At 40.5% G+C, this 15882-nt stretch carries 19 protein-coding genes; 11 read left to right on the top strand and 8 right to left on the bottom strand.

The features are described from left to right. Nucleotides 1-2: 2 nt before the first annotated feature. The 4 genes from QM874_RS04715 to nrdR are packed head-to-tail and all read right to left on the bottom strand — an operon-like array spanning nt 3 to nt 3250. Nucleotides 3-716 (bottom strand): NADPH-dependent oxidoreductase, encoded by a 714-nt coding sequence (locus tag QM874_RS04715; protein ID WP_373094934.1) that lies wholly within the window; start codon nt 714-716, stop codon nt 3-5. Beyond that, entirely contained in the window at nt 713-1609 is an 897-nt protein-coding gene (gene dnaI / locus QM874_RS04710) for a primosomal protein DnaI (RefSeq protein ID WP_414316402.1), read from the bottom strand. Before dnaI ends, QM874_RS04715 begins: the two co-directional genes overlap by 4 nt. After that, nucleotides 1610-2776, bottom strand: coding sequence for a DnaD domain protein (locus tag QM874_RS04705; RefSeq protein ID WP_414316401.1), 1167 nt, complete (start codon nt 2774-2776; stop codon nt 1610-1612). Continuing rightward, on the bottom strand, nt 2777-3250 hold the full coding sequence (gene nrdR, locus QM874_RS04700; protein WP_001203674.1) for a transcriptional regulator NrdR: 474 nt from the start codon (nt 3248-3250) through the stop codon (nt 2777-2779). A 139-nt stretch (nt 3251-3389) separates the two neighbouring features. On the opposite strand from nrdR, the gene QM874_RS04695 reads away from it, so the two are divergent. The 4 genes from QM874_RS04695 (at nt 3390) to QM874_RS04680 (ending at nt 6998) form a co-directional block, all read left to right on the top strand. Continuing rightward, nucleotides 3390-3755: a GntR family transcriptional regulator gene (locus QM874_RS04695; RefSeq protein WP_414316400.1), complete on the top strand. Its 366-nt coding sequence runs from the start codon at nt 3390-3392 to the stop codon at nt 3753-3755. Between the two features lie 3 nt (nt 3756-3758). Next, on the top strand, nt 3759-4454 hold the full coding sequence (locus tag QM874_RS04690; RefSeq protein ID WP_049549024.1) for an ABC transporter ATP-binding protein: 696 nt from the start codon (nt 3759-3761) through the stop codon (nt 4452-4454). Nucleotides 4455-4469: 15 nt separating this feature from the next. Then, nucleotides 4470-5201: a hypothetical protein gene (locus tag QM874_RS04685; RefSeq protein ID WP_414316399.1), complete on the top strand. Its 732-nt coding sequence runs from the start codon at nt 4470-4472 to the stop codon at nt 5199-5201. Nucleotides 5202-5456: 255 nt separating this feature from the next. Then, nucleotides 5457-6998, top strand: coding sequence for an ATP-binding cassette domain-containing protein (locus QM874_RS04680; protein ID WP_414316398.1), 1542 nt, complete (start codon nt 5457-5459; stop codon nt 6996-6998). A 64-nt stretch (nt 6999-7062) separates the two neighbouring features. Here QM874_RS04680 and QM874_RS04675 read toward each other — a convergent pair whose 3' ends face one another. Beyond that, on the bottom strand, nt 7063-7758 hold the full coding sequence (locus tag QM874_RS04675; RefSeq protein ID WP_414316397.1) for an LrgB family protein: 696 nt from the start codon (nt 7756-7758) through the stop codon (nt 7063-7065). Continuing rightward, on the bottom strand, nt 7755-8129 hold the full coding sequence (locus QM874_RS04670; RefSeq protein ID WP_414316396.1) for a CidA/LrgA family protein: 375 nt from the start codon (nt 8127-8129) through the stop codon (nt 7755-7757). Before QM874_RS04670 ends, QM874_RS04675 begins: the two co-directional genes overlap by 4 nt. A 181-nt stretch (nt 8130-8310) precedes the next feature. On the opposite strand from QM874_RS04670, the gene QM874_RS04665 reads away from it, so the two are divergent. From QM874_RS04665 to queF, 7 genes are all read left to right on the top strand, one after another. Beyond that, nucleotides 8311-8691 (top strand): MarR family winged helix-turn-helix transcriptional regulator, encoded by a 381-nt coding sequence (locus QM874_RS04665; RefSeq protein ID WP_045762814.1) that lies wholly within the window; start codon nt 8311-8313, stop codon nt 8689-8691. 97 nt (nt 8692-8788) lie between these two features. Continuing rightward, nucleotides 8789-9010, top strand: a complete 222-nt coding sequence (locus QM874_RS04660; RefSeq protein ID WP_414316395.1) for a DUF4649 family protein — start codon at nt 8789-8791, stop codon at nt 9008-9010. Nucleotides 9011-9024: 14 nt separating this feature from the next. Then, nucleotides 9025-9339 carry a thioredoxin gene (trxA, locus tag QM874_RS04655; protein WP_414316394.1) on the top strand — a complete coding sequence of 105 codons (315 nt, stop codon included), beginning with the start codon at nt 9025-9027 and terminating at the stop codon, nt 9337-9339. Nucleotides 9340-9541: 202 nt separating this feature from the next. Next, complete coding sequence (gene queC / locus QM874_RS04650) at nt 9542-10195, top strand: 7-cyano-7-deazaguanine synthase QueC (RefSeq protein ID WP_414316393.1); 654 nt, start codon at nt 9542-9544, stop codon at nt 10193-10195. Continuing rightward, nucleotides 10195-10638: a 6-carboxytetrahydropterin synthase QueD gene (gene queD / locus QM874_RS04645; protein ID WP_371561321.1), complete on the top strand. Its 444-nt coding sequence runs from the start codon at nt 10195-10197 to the stop codon at nt 10636-10638. The genes queC and queD overlap by 1 nt, the downstream gene beginning before the upstream one ends. Then, complete coding sequence (queE, locus tag QM874_RS04640) at nt 10631-11347, top strand: 7-carboxy-7-deazaguanine synthase QueE (protein WP_414316392.1); 717 nt, start codon at nt 10631-10633, stop codon at nt 11345-11347. Before queD ends, queE begins: the two co-directional genes overlap by 8 nt. A gap of 19 nt (nt 11348-11366) precedes the next feature. Further along, nucleotides 11367-11858, top strand: a complete 492-nt coding sequence (gene queF / locus QM874_RS04635; protein WP_414316391.1) for a preQ(1) synthase — start codon at nt 11367-11369, stop codon at nt 11856-11858. Nucleotides 11859-12112: 254 nt separating this feature from the next. Here queF and QM874_RS04630 read toward each other — a convergent pair whose 3' ends face one another. Then, on the bottom strand, nt 12113-12781 hold the full coding sequence (locus tag QM874_RS04630; protein WP_414270690.1) for an MIP/aquaporin family protein: 669 nt from the start codon (nt 12779-12781) through the stop codon (nt 12113-12115). A 274-nt stretch (nt 12782-13055) separates the two neighbouring features. Beyond that, on the bottom strand, nt 13056-15629 hold the full coding sequence (locus tag QM874_RS04625) for a hypothetical protein (protein ID WP_414316390.1): 2574 nt from the start codon (nt 15627-15629) through the stop codon (nt 13056-13058). Nucleotides 15630-15882: the final 253 nt, after the last annotated feature.

The following is a 15882-nucleotide window of genomic DNA, read 5'->3' as shown; positions in this document are numbered from 1 at the left end:
TTCTACAATAACTTCTTCTGCTCAAGATTTTCTCGAGTCGAGCTTGGTTCTGGATTGCCAAATTGCTCTGCTAAACGTTGACTCCAAGTGGTAGTCGCACGCGCACCTGCATATTCAGTCTGTACACGGTCATAGGCTTCAATAGCCTCAGTTGACTGTTCTTGGTATTCTTCCTCAAAGACAACATTCTCTAGTGGCAATCTTGGTTTTACATCATGCTGTTGATTTGGCACACCGAGTGCAATCCCAAAGACTGGATAGGTATAGTCAGGAAGCTTGAACAATTCTGCTAATTCAACAGACTTGTAACGCACCAAACCGATAATCACTCCACCGTAGCCTAGGCTTTCTGCCGCAAGCAAGGTATTTTGCCCAGCAAGCGCAGCATCTACTGAAGTGATGAGGAGTCCTTCCACCCCTTGAGGTTGGAAAACATCCGTATGGAGACGAGCCCCTTTTTCTGCACGGTTTAGGTCACCAACAAAAAGTAAAAAGGCTGCAGACTGGCGAATCGCTTCCTGAGGAACTAGCTCAAATAAGGCATCCTTCTTTTCTTGACTTCTAACTACAATCACAGAATAGGATTGGAAATTTTTCCAAGAAGAAGCCATTTGTCCTGCAGACAAAATGGTATTTAAATCTTCTTGGGGAATCTCTTGCTCCTTAAATCTACGCACTGAAGTGTGAGCCTTCATTAATTTGATTGTTTCTGTCATCGGCGGTTTTCTCCTTCAAGTCTTATTTCCTCTGCTAAATAGCGAATGCGTTCCATGACGCGTCTAGCTTCCCAGGTTTCGTCATTTCCGTTTTTCCCTTTAGCGAAATGCTTCTCCAAATCTTCAAAGTTGAAGTTGGAGGTGAAAAAGGTCGGTAAATCTTCCTGCATGCGATATTGGAGAATGACCTGCAAGATCTCGTCACGCACCCAAGCTGTTGATTGCTCGGCACCAATATCATCTAAAATCAAGACTTCAGCCAGCTTAATCTCATCCACCAAGGTCTTAACATTGCCATCACCGATGGCATTTTTGACATCGATGACAAAACTAGGATAGTGGAGGAGAGTTGATGAAACGCCACGTTTTTCTGACAAATCATGGGCTAGGGCAGCTACCATGAAACTTTTACCCACACCAAAGTCTCCATATAAGTACAGACCTTTTCGAATAGCTGGATATTGCTCCACAAAGGCTAGGAGCTTTTCAAAAACGGACAAGCGCCCCAAATCATCCAAGTCTACTTGAGCTAAACTAGCTTTTTTAAGACTAGCTGGAAGATTGATTAGCTTGAGACGGTTTTTAATCGCCGCTTCTTTTTCTGCCGCGATTAGCTCCGGAGTCTCTTCATAAGAGACATCTGCATAGCCATGGTTCATGACTAGGATAGGCTTGTAGCCACGGGCGATATAGTCTGTATCTCCTCGGAGGAACTTATCTCTCTCAGTGATGTATTGGTTAAACTTGGAAATACTTCGGTTCAACTCCTCCTGACTGAGAGATTCTTTCTGGATAAAGGCCGCAACATCAGGGTCTTTCACAATTTGCTGGACCAAATCCTGATACTGAAATCGGCTTGGTTGACGCTTGAGTACGTCTCCGACACTTTCCATCTAGTCTCCTCCTTTTTCTAATCGAGCTAACATTTCTTTTTTCTTACGTTCTAGTTCTAAACGAGTTTCTTCGCTGGTTTCATTCTTATATTCAGGATTGCTCCATTTAGGCACATTGGTTTTTGCTGGGGCAGTCTGATTCTGCTTTTGCGTTTTTGCTTTTTGGCCGCGTTCACGAATACGGAGGACAGCCTCCTCGGCACTACGAATATTTTGATAGGCGTAGTCATTAGCCACCTTCATGGCGTATTTTTCATTGATATTGGCCGAATCAACCTTATTAAGGGTTAGCAGCAAGATAACATTGATCACTTCATCCAACAAGCCCAAGGCAGCCATCTGCTGGAGCAGGTCCCGTTCAGTCTGGGTAATACTTCCCTTGCGGGTCTGCTTGATTTCAGCAAGGAACTGCAAGGCTGTCTTTTTCTTAGCCTCTCGGATAATGGTTGCTTCCTTGGGACTAAAGTCAGAAGTCACAGGCTTTTGCGCTATCTTTTCACGGATGCGTTTGACAGAAATCACTTGCGACACTGCTGTCGCTTTGGCTACTTGATAGGTCTCAAACCAGGTCCACTTCTGCTCATCAGCTATTGCAAACAAGGCCAAAACATCCGAAGTCTCATCTTGAAAACGAAGACCATCGCGAGCCATAAGCTGACGGAAATGCTCCAAATCAAAATCATCTGCTAGAGGTTGACTGCTAGAGGTTTCTTGACTCGCAGACTCAGATAACTGAGGAAAAATTTGACTCAAGGCCACCGAAATCGGCTCCCCTTCAACACCTTCCTGTCTCATGGCTGCAACCGCACTATCCCCAATCATTTTTTCTAACAAGGTCCGATAAACTGTATGTTGTAAAAATTCTTGAGTTGATAAGGGAGAATGGAGTAACAAGTTATAGGCCTCCCCCTGCTGATAGAGGGTCACCAATTTCATGGCTGTCAGAGTTTTAAAAGCCTTTAAAAGGGTATCCATCCCAAAATTCAGATGATTGAGCATGGCTGCAAAGAGATGTTCCTTTTGACCATCATCCCAAAAAGTCACAGCATAAAGATAGAGGCTCAGCGCCTCCTGACCGATAATCGGGAGGTAGCACTGCACCATTGATGAGGTATCTTGCGACACCCGATTATTCTTTACAAAAGAAAAACGGTCATTTGGCTTCATTTATTTTTCCTTTTTCTTTTTAGAGGATTGTGTGATCTGCTGGAGTAGGCTTTCAAGCTCACTCACATCCTTAAAGCTACGGTAAACACTGGCAAAACGGACATAAGTAATCTCATCTAACTCTGCCAACTCTTCCATAACCAAGGAGCCAATAACTTCACTCTGAATTTCATTTTCATTGCGACTACGGAGTTTTTGTTCGATGCGATTGACCACCATGCCAATTTCATCACTAGACACTGGACGTTTCTGGGCTGAACGAATAATCCCGTTAAAGATTTTATCTCTTGAAAATTGTTCCCGTGTACCATCTTTTTTGACCACAACTAGTGTTCTCTCTTCAACACGTTCATAGGTTGTAAAACGATGCTGACACTCTTCACACTCACGTCTTCTTCTGATTGTATTTCCTTCTTCAGCCTGGCGACTATCGATCACACTTGATTTTGTAGCGCCACATTTTGGACAACGCATGCCTTTCCCTCCTTGTCGTTTTCTTTTCATTATACCATTTTTTAAACAATTCCCAAAATAATTCTCCTTTTGGCTTGACAAGTTTTTTGTTTTGTTGTATTATTGAATTAACACAAAGGTAATTAGAAAGGAGATCGTGATGTCTTGGACATTTGATAACAATAAACCCATTTATTTGCAGATTATGGAGAAAATCAAATTGCAGATTATTTCCCATAAACTCGAGCCCAATCAACAGCTTCCAACCGTTAGAGAATTGGCTAGCGAGGCAGGTGTCAATCCCAACACCATCCAGCGTGCCTTATCGGACTTGGAGAGAGAAGGCTTTGTCTATACCAAGCGGACATCTGGACGCTTTGTCACAGAGGACTTGGACTTGATCCTCCAATCCCGTAAGCAACTGTCAGAAGAACAGTTACAACAGTTTGTAACAAGCATGGTAGAATTTGGTTATGAAAAAGAAGAACTACCGACTGTTTTGAGAGATTATATTGAAGGAGTTTAAACTATGACTTTGTTAGCATTAGAAAATGTGTCAAAATCCTATGGAGCAAGCCCTGCTCTTACAAATGTTTCCCTTGAAATTCCAGCTGGAAAAATCGTTGGCCTCCTTGGCCCAAACGGTTCTGGAAAGACAACCTTGATTAAACTAATCAACGGCTTGCTACAGCCAGAGGAAGGGCGTATTCTTATCAACGGCATGGAGCCAAGCCCAGCAACTAAAGCAATTGTTTCTTATCTGCCTGATACGACCTATCTCAACGAGCAGATGAAGGTCAAGGAAGCTCTCACTTATTTCAAGACCTTCTACCAAGATTTTAATCTGGAACGTGCTCAAGGTCTCCTTCGTGACCTTGGCATCGATGAGAATAGCCGTTTCAAGAAACTCTCAAAAGGGAACAAAGAAAAGGTTCAGTTGATCCTTGTCATGAGTCGCGATGCTCGTCTATATGTGCTTGATGAACCAATCGGGGGTGTAGACCCAGCAGCTCGTGACTATATCTTGAACACCATCATCAACAACTACTCTCCAACTTCAACTGTCTTGATTTCGACCCACTTGATTTCAGACATCGAACCAATCTTGGATGAGATTGTCTTCCTCAAGGACGGAAAAGTCGTCCGTCAAGGAAATGTTGATGATATTCGCTATGAGTCTGGAGAGTCTATCGACCAACTCTTCCGTCATGAATTCAAAGCCTAGTTAAAGGAGATTATTATGTTTTGGAATTTAGTTCGTTATGAATTTAAAAATGTTAACAAATGGTATTTAGCCCTCTATGGTGCTGTATTGGCACTTTCTGCTCTTATCGGAATTCAAGCAAGGTCTTATAACGATATTCCTATCAAAGAAAGTCAACCTATTCTACTTATTTTTCTAGCACTCGTGTTTGGTGGCCTGATGATTACACTTGGGATTTCAACCTTAATTTTGATCATCCGTCGCTTCAAAGGCAGTGTCTATGACCGACAAGGTTATCTCACTTTAACCTTGCCAGTTTCCGAACACCAGATTATCTTGGCCAAACTCTTGGGGGCCTTCATTTGGTCTCTCATCAGTTCAGCAGTCTTGGTTCTGAGCATTTATATCATTCTTGTGATCATTGAGCCTAATTCTGTTAATTTCCTTGCTTTCAAAGACTTGTTCCAACAGTACCTAGACAGTATCGGCTTATATCTAATTTCATTCATCCTTAGCACAGTTTCAGGAATCCTCTGCATCTACTTGGCAATCTCTATCGGACAACTTTTCAATGAATACCGCACAGCACTCGCGGTTTTAGCCTATATTGTTATCCAGATCGTGCTTGGTTTTGTCGGTCTCAACCTTCGCATAGATACTAATTTCAATATGATGCTTACATTTGAAATCTTTACGGATTTAATCCTAATTGCTGGATTCTACCTCGGTACTTACTATATCTTGAAGAATAAGGTTAATCTTCAGTAATCATCCAGAGGCTGGGTAAAAACTTAATTTTAGTAGAAAATGAAATAGCTCTTTCTATGATAAAACGCATATTATCAAGGTTTTTCAAGACCTGATAATATGCGTTTTCTGATTTTAAAGACTTTTAGCTCAGATTCGTTCTTCGTCTAAATAGTTGCATTTTCTAAGCCTAAAACTTTATTTCATGTGAAATATTTTACAAAAAAGAGTATAATACCTTTATAAAGTTGCTTTTCACTAGGAGGTTCCCACTTTATGCTTAGAAGATTTGTAACAAAGAAACACCTTATTCTCTATTTTTTATCAATTATCATCACCTGGCTTGAAGCGATTATCACACCCGCCCTCGTTCAGAATATAGTGGCTAGTTTTACGAATCAGGACCTCGAATTACTCTGGAAAGTTCTAATCTTTGGAATTTTAGGCAATCTCTTCCTGCTTATCGGGTTGGCTGGCAAAAGATACTACTACGCCCGTCTCATAACCGATTTCAAATTCGGCCTTAAAAGTGCCATTTTTCATCAATTTTTAAACAGTTATGCCATTGCTGAGCAAGACCTTCTGTCTGATTTAGAAAATGATGTCAAGCAACTGGAGACAAGCTATATCGAGCCTACAGTGATTATTATTTCTTCCATTGGATTTACCAGCGTTTCAGTCTCTTATGCCTTGTGGACCAACTTCTATCTGGGACTCATTTTTATCCTTTTTTACTCTCTCCCAGTCCTTTGTAGCTCCATCGGGGCCAAACGCTTAGATAATCTCTCCGAGGCTCGTTCAAAAATCAATCAAAGCTATCTAGCAACTTTGACAAGCTTCATCAGTGGGAGCCAACAAATCCGCCACTACCATGGACAAACTTTCTTTTTCAATCGTTATTCTAGTCAGCTACAACATAGTCTTGATGCAGAGATAAACTATGAGAAACAGCGCACCATCAATAGTCTCCTCATCAATAGTATTGATGCTTTTTGTTCCGTTGCTCCCATTGTCATCGGTGGTTTTATGACCTACTATGGCCACCTCAGTGCAGCCAGTTTTGTCGCTATTTATCTCGTATCTCACAATATCGGCTATCAATTTCAAGAACTAGCTTATTTTAACAACACTCGTAAATCCACCACCTATCTCTGTAAGAAATATCAAAAGCTTCTTAGCCAGACTAATCATAACTATACCAAGCCTATTCCAGATATCTATCCTATCAAAGCGGAGAATCTCTCTTTAGAGGTAGAACAACAAGTGATTTTAGCACCACTCTCACTTAGTATCAATCAAGGAGAAAAAATTGCCATCATCGGAGAGAGCGGCACTGGTAAAACCACTCTCCTGAATATTATTCATGGAGATCAAGCCGCTACGAGTGGACACATTAGCTTTGCAGGACAAATCCTTAGTCGGGAAGAAATCAGCAGCATTAGTTCATACATCCTCCAATCCAGTCATTATTTTGACGACTTATCACTAACTGACAATATCACTCTGGGCTCCGTCATAGACCAGACTAGATTGGATAAAATCCTGAGACAGACTGGTTTAGAGAATTTGAAGCATAGAACGCTTAGCAATGATAGTCTATCTGGTGGTGAAAAACAACGGTTAGAAGTCGCTCGCTCCCTCTACCATGAGAGTAAACTAATCCTAGCCGATGAGGTAAAGGCCAATCTTGACTTGGAAAACAGTCGAAAAATCAGTGATCTCCTCTTTGCTATGCCACAGACTGTTATTGAAGTTATTCACCATTATTCAGCAGAAGACCTAAAACGCTACGACCAGGTCATAAGATTGACCAAATAAAACTATAGCCCGTATGCTTTTGCATCCATAGAAAAAAACCAAGGAAATCAAAATTCCTTGGTTTTTAACTCAAGATTAAATTAGCTACAATAGGACTGACAAATACGTAGAGAATACCTGTAACACCGATGGCTAGTCCTCCCATAGCACCTGCGACTGGTCCATAGCGGAAGGCCGTTCCAGTTCCAACCGCGTGTCCTGTTCCACCCAGGGCTAGTCCAACAGCCACTGGATCATCTATCTTGAGCCATTTCAAAAGCGTTGGTCCGATAACGCTGGTCAAAATACCAGTCGCTACGACAACTACTAGAGTCACAGTAGTCAAGCCTTGCAACTTTTCTGTAATCCCTACTGCCATAGCGGTCGTTACTGACTTAGGAAAGAGGGAAATAGCTAGGAAAAATTCCATGCCAAAGATTTTTGCGACTAGGGCTGTAAAAGAGGTATTGACGATGACAGCTAGAAAGCTACCCAGCAAAATACTCCTAACATGATGCTTCATCAAGTGGAAACTCTTATAAAGGGGAATTCCTAGAGCTACTGTTGAAGGAACAATCAAGTTGTTAAGATAAACCCCACCTTGGTAGTAATCTTGGTAGGAAATGCCAGTTACCTTTAGAAAGATGATAATAAAAATAGCTGACAGCAACAAGGGAGTCGTTAAGGGATGAGGATAGCGTCTGAAAATCATCATTCCCCCAAGATAGGCTAAGATTGATAAAGCTATCCCGAAAAGAGGATTGGATACAAATTCGCTCATTTGACACCTCTTTCTTCGTAGTCACCTTCATAGCGTTTTTTGATAAATTGAACCACAAGCGCAATCAGGATAATATTAATCACCGCCGCAAAAAAGACAATCAAAACAATCGGCAGAAGATAGGGAGCAATCACATCAAATTTTTCCATAATTCCAACCGCAGGAGGTAGAAAGAGAATGGTCATGTTAGCTAGGAGAAAATTTCCAACCATGTTGACATGACGAGTACGCAGCCACTTGAACTGTAAGGCTAGAAACAGAATAATCAAGCCGATGATACTCCCAGGGATGGGCAAATGAAAAAAACTGGAGATTCCTTCACCGATTAAAGAAATCACAAAGAGAATCATTAACTGAACATATAACTTCATTGTAAACTCCACAAATAGACTTTCTGCATACCAGTTTACTCTTTTTTCAGAAAATTTCAAGGAAATATATAAGAAACATCCTTCTTGCTATCCAAGCCAAAAAGGTGTATACTAATTGCGTGCGCAAGCATCATAGATGCACTAGTATGATTACACTATTATAGAGGGAAAGGAGATGGACATGACTTACTTAGAAAAATGGTTTGACTTCAACCGTAGGCAAGTAGAGCTAGAAGCTATTTTAGAAGAGACCATCGCTGAGCAGAGTGAACAAACCTTGACACTCAAAGAATTTTACCTCTTGCACTTTCTAAATCAGGCTGAAGGCAAATCCCTACGACAAATCGACTTGCCAGACAAACTCCACCTGAGCCCTAGTGCTGTTTCACGGATGGTGGCTCGCTTAGAAGCAAAAAACTGCGGCTTACTTAGTCGGAGATGCTGCGACCAGGACAAGCGAGCTAGTTTTATCTGCCTGACAAGCGAAGGACAGACTACCTTGGCTTATTTACAAACAGCTGTTGAAGAAAGCTTAGCAACAAAATCAAACTGGTTGGCCTAACATATTTTTTTAAAAAACTTGCGTGCGCAATCATTTTTCTTGACATTCCTTTTTTCAAGGAGTAAAATGAAAACATGATTTAGCAAAGGAGAATCCTATGATTGAAATCACCTATCTTGATGCCAGCAAGCAAGAGAGAACAATGACCTTTGAGTCATACGAAGAATTTGAACGTTCTCAACATGCCTGCCTGATCAGTGTCGCAGACTACTACCCTGTCCAAAAAGTAACCTACAAGGGGCATGATTTGGACTACCATGGGACTTATGGAGATGTCTTCTTCTATCTCATGAAACAAGATTTAAGCCAATATAACTAAAAAGGAGAAATACTATGGCAAAAGCAATTACAGACGCAACATTTGAACAAGAAACTAAAGACGGATTGGTCTTGGTAGACTTCTGGGCAACTTGGTGTGGTCCATGTCGTATGCAAGGTCCAATCTTGGACAAATTGTCTGAAGAACTTTCAGAAGATGTCTTGAAGATTGTTAAAATGGACGTTGATGAAAATCCAAATACAGCTCGTTCATTCGGTATCATGTCTATCCCTACTCTTCTTTTCAAAAAAGATGGACAAGTCGTCAAACAAGTTGCAGGTGTTCACACTGCAGAACAAATCAAGGCAATCGTTGATGAATTGAGTTAATAGAAGGAGAGACCAAGTGCATCCATTTGGTCTCTTTTTTCTTGTCCTTTGCCATTTTTCAAAAAATATGCTAGACTGTAACTAGAATATCACGATGTTTGGGACATGCCATCGCTAAAAAAAACCTCTACTTGGTATTTTTTAGCTCCCTCTAGGGAGCTTTTTGCGTGCTCTGAACATTTCCCATTTTGGAAGGAGTACTATGAAACGTCAATCAGCCTTGGTCGTCTTTAGTGGCGGTCAAGATTCAACAACCTGCCTCTTTTGGGCCAAGCAACACTATGAAAAGGTCGAAGCCGTTACCTTTGCCTATGGCCAACGCCACCATCTCGAAATTCAAGTTGCCAAAGAAATCGCTGAGGAACAAGGAATTCGTCATCATATCCTAGATATGTCTCTGCTAGGACAAATTACTGAAAATGCCTTGACTTCAGATCTAGAAATTGAGCAAAAAGAAGGAGAGGTTCCTAATACCTTCGTTGACGGTCGCAATCATCTCTTTCTGTCCTTTGCGGCAGTCCTTGCCAAGCAGCTTGGAATTACAGATATCGTGACAGGAGTGTGTGAAACAGACTTCTCAGGCTATCCTGACTGCCGTGATGTCTTTGTCAAATCGCTCAATGTGACCCTCAACCTTGCCATGGATTACGACTTTGTGATCCAAACGCCTCTCATGTGGCTAGACAAGGCAGAAACTTGGGAATTAGCCGACCAACTCGGTGCCTTTGACTACGTTCGTGAGAAGACCTTGACCTGCTATAATGGCATTATCGGTACTGGTTGTGGGGATTGTCCTGCCTGCCATCTACGCCAACATGGTTTAGAGGTTTATCTCTCGCAGAAAGGAGAGGCCTGATGTTTTTTGCCCCCAAAGAAATCAAACAAGAAACTGGGGAATCTCTTGTCTACAATCCTCACAGAACCTTAGTCTCCAAAGAATTTACCTTTGATGCTGCCCACCACCTCTTTCACTATGAGGGGAAATGCAAATCCCTGCACGGCCATACTTATCATCTGCAAATCGCAGTCAGTGGATTTTTAGATGAACGTGGCATGACCTACGATTTTGGGGATATCAAACAAATCTACAAGAACTACTTAGAGCCCCACTTGGATCATCGTTATCTCAATGAAACCCTACCCTACATGAATACAACCGCTGAAAATATGGTTTACTGGATTTTCCAAACCATGAGCCAAGAGTTGCCAGATGAGCGCGGTCTTCGCCTAGAATACGTTCGCCTCTATGAGACTCCGACTGCCTTTGCGGAGTTTAGACGGGAGTGGTTAGATGACTAAAGAATGTGTCCTCAAACTACCAGTTCTGGAAATTTTTGGTCCAACCTTTCAAGGTGAAGGCCGTGCTATTGGGCAGAAAACCATGTTTGTCCGCACTGCTGGTTGTGACTACCACTGCGACTGGTGCGATTCTGCCTTTACTTGGGATGGTTCTGAGAAGCCTACTCGTATGACAGCTGATGAAGTGATCGCTGAGTTAGACAAACTAGGAAGCTACGACTATGTAACCCTGTCTGGAGGAAATCCTGCCATCCTAGCTGCCAACATGGCCGAGTTAGTCACCAAGCTCAAGCAACGTGGTGTTACTCTGGCTGTTGAAACCCAAGGCTCCCGCTGGCAACATTGGTTAAAAGACATCGACCAGGTGACCTTGAGTCCCAAACCTCCTTCATCCAAGATGGAAGTCAACTTTGAAACCTTGGACTTTATCGTTTCCCAACTGGATCCAGACAAGATCACCTTTAAAATCCCTGTCTTTGATGATGCAGATCTAGCCTTTGCCAAAGGCATTCAAGAACGCTACCAACCAGATGTCCTCTTCTTATCAGCTGGAAATCCTGAGCCCAAGGCTACAGGCAATATTGTCCAAGACCAACTAGACCGCCTCAAAGAACTATGGGAACGTGTCGCTGCTGACGACAGCTGGGGCAATGTTCGCGTCCTTCCCCAACTTCATACCCTCCTCTACGATAACCAACGTGGTGTTTAAGATTAGAAAGAAAAAAATCATGTCACAACAAGAAGAAATGAAAAACCTCAGCCTCCTCGGCAACAAAGAAACCAACTACATTTTCGAATATCAACCAGAAGTCCTGGAATCTTTTGACAATCGTCATGTGGAAAATGACTATTTTATCAAGTTCAACTGCCCTGAATTTACCTCGCTTTGTCCCATCACTGCTCAGCCAGACTTTGCGACGATTTATATTTCCTACATTCCTGACAAGCTCTGTGTCGAATCTAAATCCATCAAACTCTACCTCTTTAGCTACCGAAACCACGGAGATTTTCACGAAAACTGTATCAACACCATCGGTAAAGACTTGGTCAACTTGCTAGACCCTCGCTACTTGGAGGTTTGGGGGAAATTTACTCCTCGCGGTGGCATCTCAATCGACCCCTACTATAACTACGGTAAGCCTGGAACCAAGTATGAAGGCTTGGCAGAACAACGCCTCTTTCAACACGACCTCTATCCAGAAAAAATTGACAACCGTTAAACTCATACTCAATGAAAATCAAAGAGCAAACTAGGAAGCTAGCCGCAGGTTGCTCAAAGCACTGCTTTGAGGTTGTAGATAAGACTGACGAAGCCAGCTCAAAACACTGTTTTGAGGTTGTAGATGAAACTGACGAAGTCAGTAACCATACATACGGCAAGGTGAAGCTAACGTGGTTTGAAGAGATTTTCGAAGAGTATAATACGAAAAAGCCCTGTTCCTCAAAATGAGGAGCAAGGCTTTTTAAGTTTCAATTATTCTTCAGTTCCAAGGAAGTTTTTAGTAACAAGGGCTGCAAGAACTCCACCAACGATTGGTGCAAGGATGAAAATCCAAACTTGTTGAAGAGCTGCGCCACCTACCAAAACAGCAGGAGCCAAGCTACGAGCTGGGTTTACTGAAAGTCCAGTGATGTTCAAGCCAGCTAGAATCAAAGCTGTCAATGACAAACCGATCACCAAACCAGCGATTGCACCATTCCCTTTGCTTGCTGAAGTGACAGTCATGATCACCAAAACAAACAAGAAGGTTGCGATTGTTTCAAACAAGAAACCACCAAAGACAGTTACACCGTTTGCCAAGGCATTTTCACCAAGACTTGCAGTTGACATACCTGAATTCGCCAAGAGGAAGAATACAGATCCAGATGCAAGGAAAGCACCAACCACTTGACCAAGAATGTAGTTTACAAGCTCTGAAGATGACAAACGTTTGTTCACAAACATAGCGATAGAAACAGCTGGGTTCAAGTGAGCACCTGAAACAGTTCCGATTGAGAAGGCTGCGACTACGATTGCCAAACCAAAGGCAAGAGCAATTCCAAGGTGTCCAAGTCCCTCAACACCATTTCCAAAAACAACAGCTCCTGTTCCGATGAACACAAGCATAAAAGTACCGATTAATTCAGCAACAAATTTTTTCATGTTAAGTCTCCTTTTTCAAACTATGTATTAGTCTATCAGAAGAAGGAAAGGGTTTCAAGAAATGTGCTTGGAAACATGATTGAAAAATTAATTTCAATTTTTTCTTAAATTGTGAACTATTCGACCTATACATTCTAAAAAGGTGTTGACTATTATTCTTGTTTTAAAATTGTTCTCAAAATCTGTTATAATTGGTAACCTATATTCATTTGTAATTCTTTACAAATACCTTAAATAATACATACTAAGTAACATTATATAACTTTTAATTTGTCTATCTGATCCATTCCCCGTTATAATTCACTTTATAGCCATCTGGTGTAGTTGTACTGATTGCTAAGGCACCTGAACCATATGCATAGTACCATTTTCCTGAGACACTAAACCAACCTGTTTGCATTGCTCCCGAAGAATTGAGGTAATACCATAATCCACCTGTTTTTACCCAGCCTGTTTTCATTGCACCTGAAGAATTAAGATAATACCATGAACCGCCTGTTTTTACCCAGCCTGTTTGCATCCATCCTGAACTGTCAAAATAATACCATGTACTGTCGATTAGTTCCCAACCATTAGTTGTATAGGAACCATTGTTGTGTCTGTACCACCAACGACCAGAGGATTGAATCCAACTTCCTTTTGAAGCCGCTTTTTGTTTTAACAATAAATATTGTTTATATGCTTTAGATACTTTCGTATATTCCTTTTTAGCAGCCTCTTTTTTAGCATTAGCAAGTTTTAATTTAACATTGGCATTATCGAGTGCTTTTTTAGATTCCTCAACCTTTTGTTTAGCTCTAATCAATTGTTTTTTAGCATCCTGGAGATTTTTCGGAGCATTTTTGAGATTTGTAACATATTGATGTGCTGTATCCAACTCTTTTTTAGCATTTTTAAGTGATTGTTCAGCAGTCTTAACGAATTTTATTTTATCGTTTTTGACTCCTTTCAATCGATTTAGTTCAGTCTCTTGTTTCGAAAACTCAGTTTTAGCAGCACTCAGCAAAGTTTGTTGTTTACTCAATGCTTCTTGTGCTGATTTCAAAACGTTTAACTTAGCTTCATTTTGTTTAGTTAAATCTGTAAGATGTTTCTTCGTTTTACCCAGCTCTTTTTGATCTTTATTCAAATTAGTTTTAGCAATGGTCAGATTCTTGCTGAGAGACGATATTTTTTCATTTACTACGGCCTCTTCATTTCTTTGTTTTCGATTAAAATTGTCCAAAGCATCTTTAGCTTTAGTATAGGCTGGATTTTTAGGATGTGTGATTTCATTCCAAACATAACGGAAGGTTATTTTAGGTAAGAATTTTACTCGTTTCCCATTAAAGTAAAATTCGCTATAATCTGGATTACTATCTTTATTTTCCGCTTTTGCTAAAAAATAACTACTATACCCTTTAGCTCCAGAAGGAAGTATTCCATAAACATCTTTATTTTCACTAATAAATGTTAACACTCCATAATTGCCATAGCTTGTTTTTTCGCTAGAGGATGCTCCGACAGCCATCCCTGTCCCAGAAGCTGCTAGCAAGGGAATTCTATGACCATAGTTACGTCTATGCGCTTCTTTTGGATCTGATGAGCCATATAACGAGGCATTTCTATAATCATTAAAGTAAGATAGGACCGCTTTATAAGCAAGTTCTTTTTCACTTAATACACTCTTTTCTGGAACCGAACCAGCTGTAGCATTTTCTGTTGCGTCCTTAAAACCAAAATCTTGATTTTTCAATTTTGTATCATGTGACAATTTATTATTTGCCACCATTTCATTTGCTCTCGCTTTTGCATATCTCAGGGCTTTATCAGTCACAGCTGGCACTGGAATATCAATACCATTGATTCTACGCAATTCAATTAAATATTTACGAACTTCTTCAGAAACTTTTTTATAATCGACAACATGAGGAACGTTGACATAATCTTTAGATGAAACTACGATAGTTTCTGTTCTTTCTCCGCTAAAATTCACATCTTCGTTTGCAGCAACATAATATGTCTTCCCATCACTTCCCACGAAAGTTTTTTCATCAAGTGGAGGAGTCTTGGAATCACTCTCGCTAACAGAATTTGATTGAATCTCGTGAGGAACCGTAACTGTCAGATATTCAGAACCAGCCGATTTTAAATTTTTTTCAAGAGTAGAACGGTTCTTATTTCCTCTTTCTACAAGTGCTTTTCTTTCTTGTTGTGCTTTTGAGAACTCACTAGTTAAAGAACTCACTTTAGCTTGGTCAGCTTTCACCTTCGCATCCAATTTCCCAGTTGCTTGCTGAATATCACGTAATGTATTCCAATCAAAAGAATTCTCTGCTACTCTTACTTTGTCTTGTGCCTTTTTTACGTCTACTGCTCTTTGATCAACCTGAGTTTTTGCCTTATTAACAACTGTTTGTTGGTTCTCAACACTTGTCTGAGCTTGTTTCTCACCTTTTTTTGCTCCAGCCAAATTTTCTTCAGCTTTCTTGACAGTTACTTGTTTTGCGGCAAGATCCTTTTCTGCATTTCTAATTTTCTCAGGTGTAGCTTGCTTAGCAAATTCTTGAGCTTGTTTCAAAGCGTCATCTGCTTTGTTCTTATTTGTTACAGCAGATGCATACTCTTGTTGCGTTTTATCAACAATCTTCTGAGCATTCTTTTCTTCCTCAATTGTTTGATTCAGTTTTACTTCTGCATTTTTTACATCTGATTCTGAAACTTCAACATCCTTTTTGGTCTCTGATTGACTGACAGTAGTTTTAGTCGATTGTTTATTTGTAACCTCATCTGCTTGGACATGACCATTAAAAGCAGTTACTATTGCAGTTGCAACTCCCAAACCAATCAGCACTTGTTCCTTTTTCATAAAATTAACCTTTCTTTAAAAAACGTTTACATTATTAATTTTAACATATTTACTTATATTTCAAAATAAAATGAGTAACTCTTCATCTGTACTCTCTACATCACTCCTTCTCAGGAGAGTATTTAGGAGTACAGACTTCAGCTATTTTTAGGGCAATCTTATTATATAGTATAAATAAAAGTACAGAGAATACCAATACTATTCCTGCTTCAATATTTTTTTAATCACCACCAAAAATAAATGTCATTCTAAA

Source organism: Streptococcus infantis (genome assembly GCF_047463615.1).
Classification (GTDB): domain Bacteria; phylum Bacillota; class Bacilli; order Lactobacillales; family Streptococcaceae; genus Streptococcus; species Streptococcus infantis_X.
This window is presented reverse-complemented; position numbering and strand designations above follow the sequence as displayed.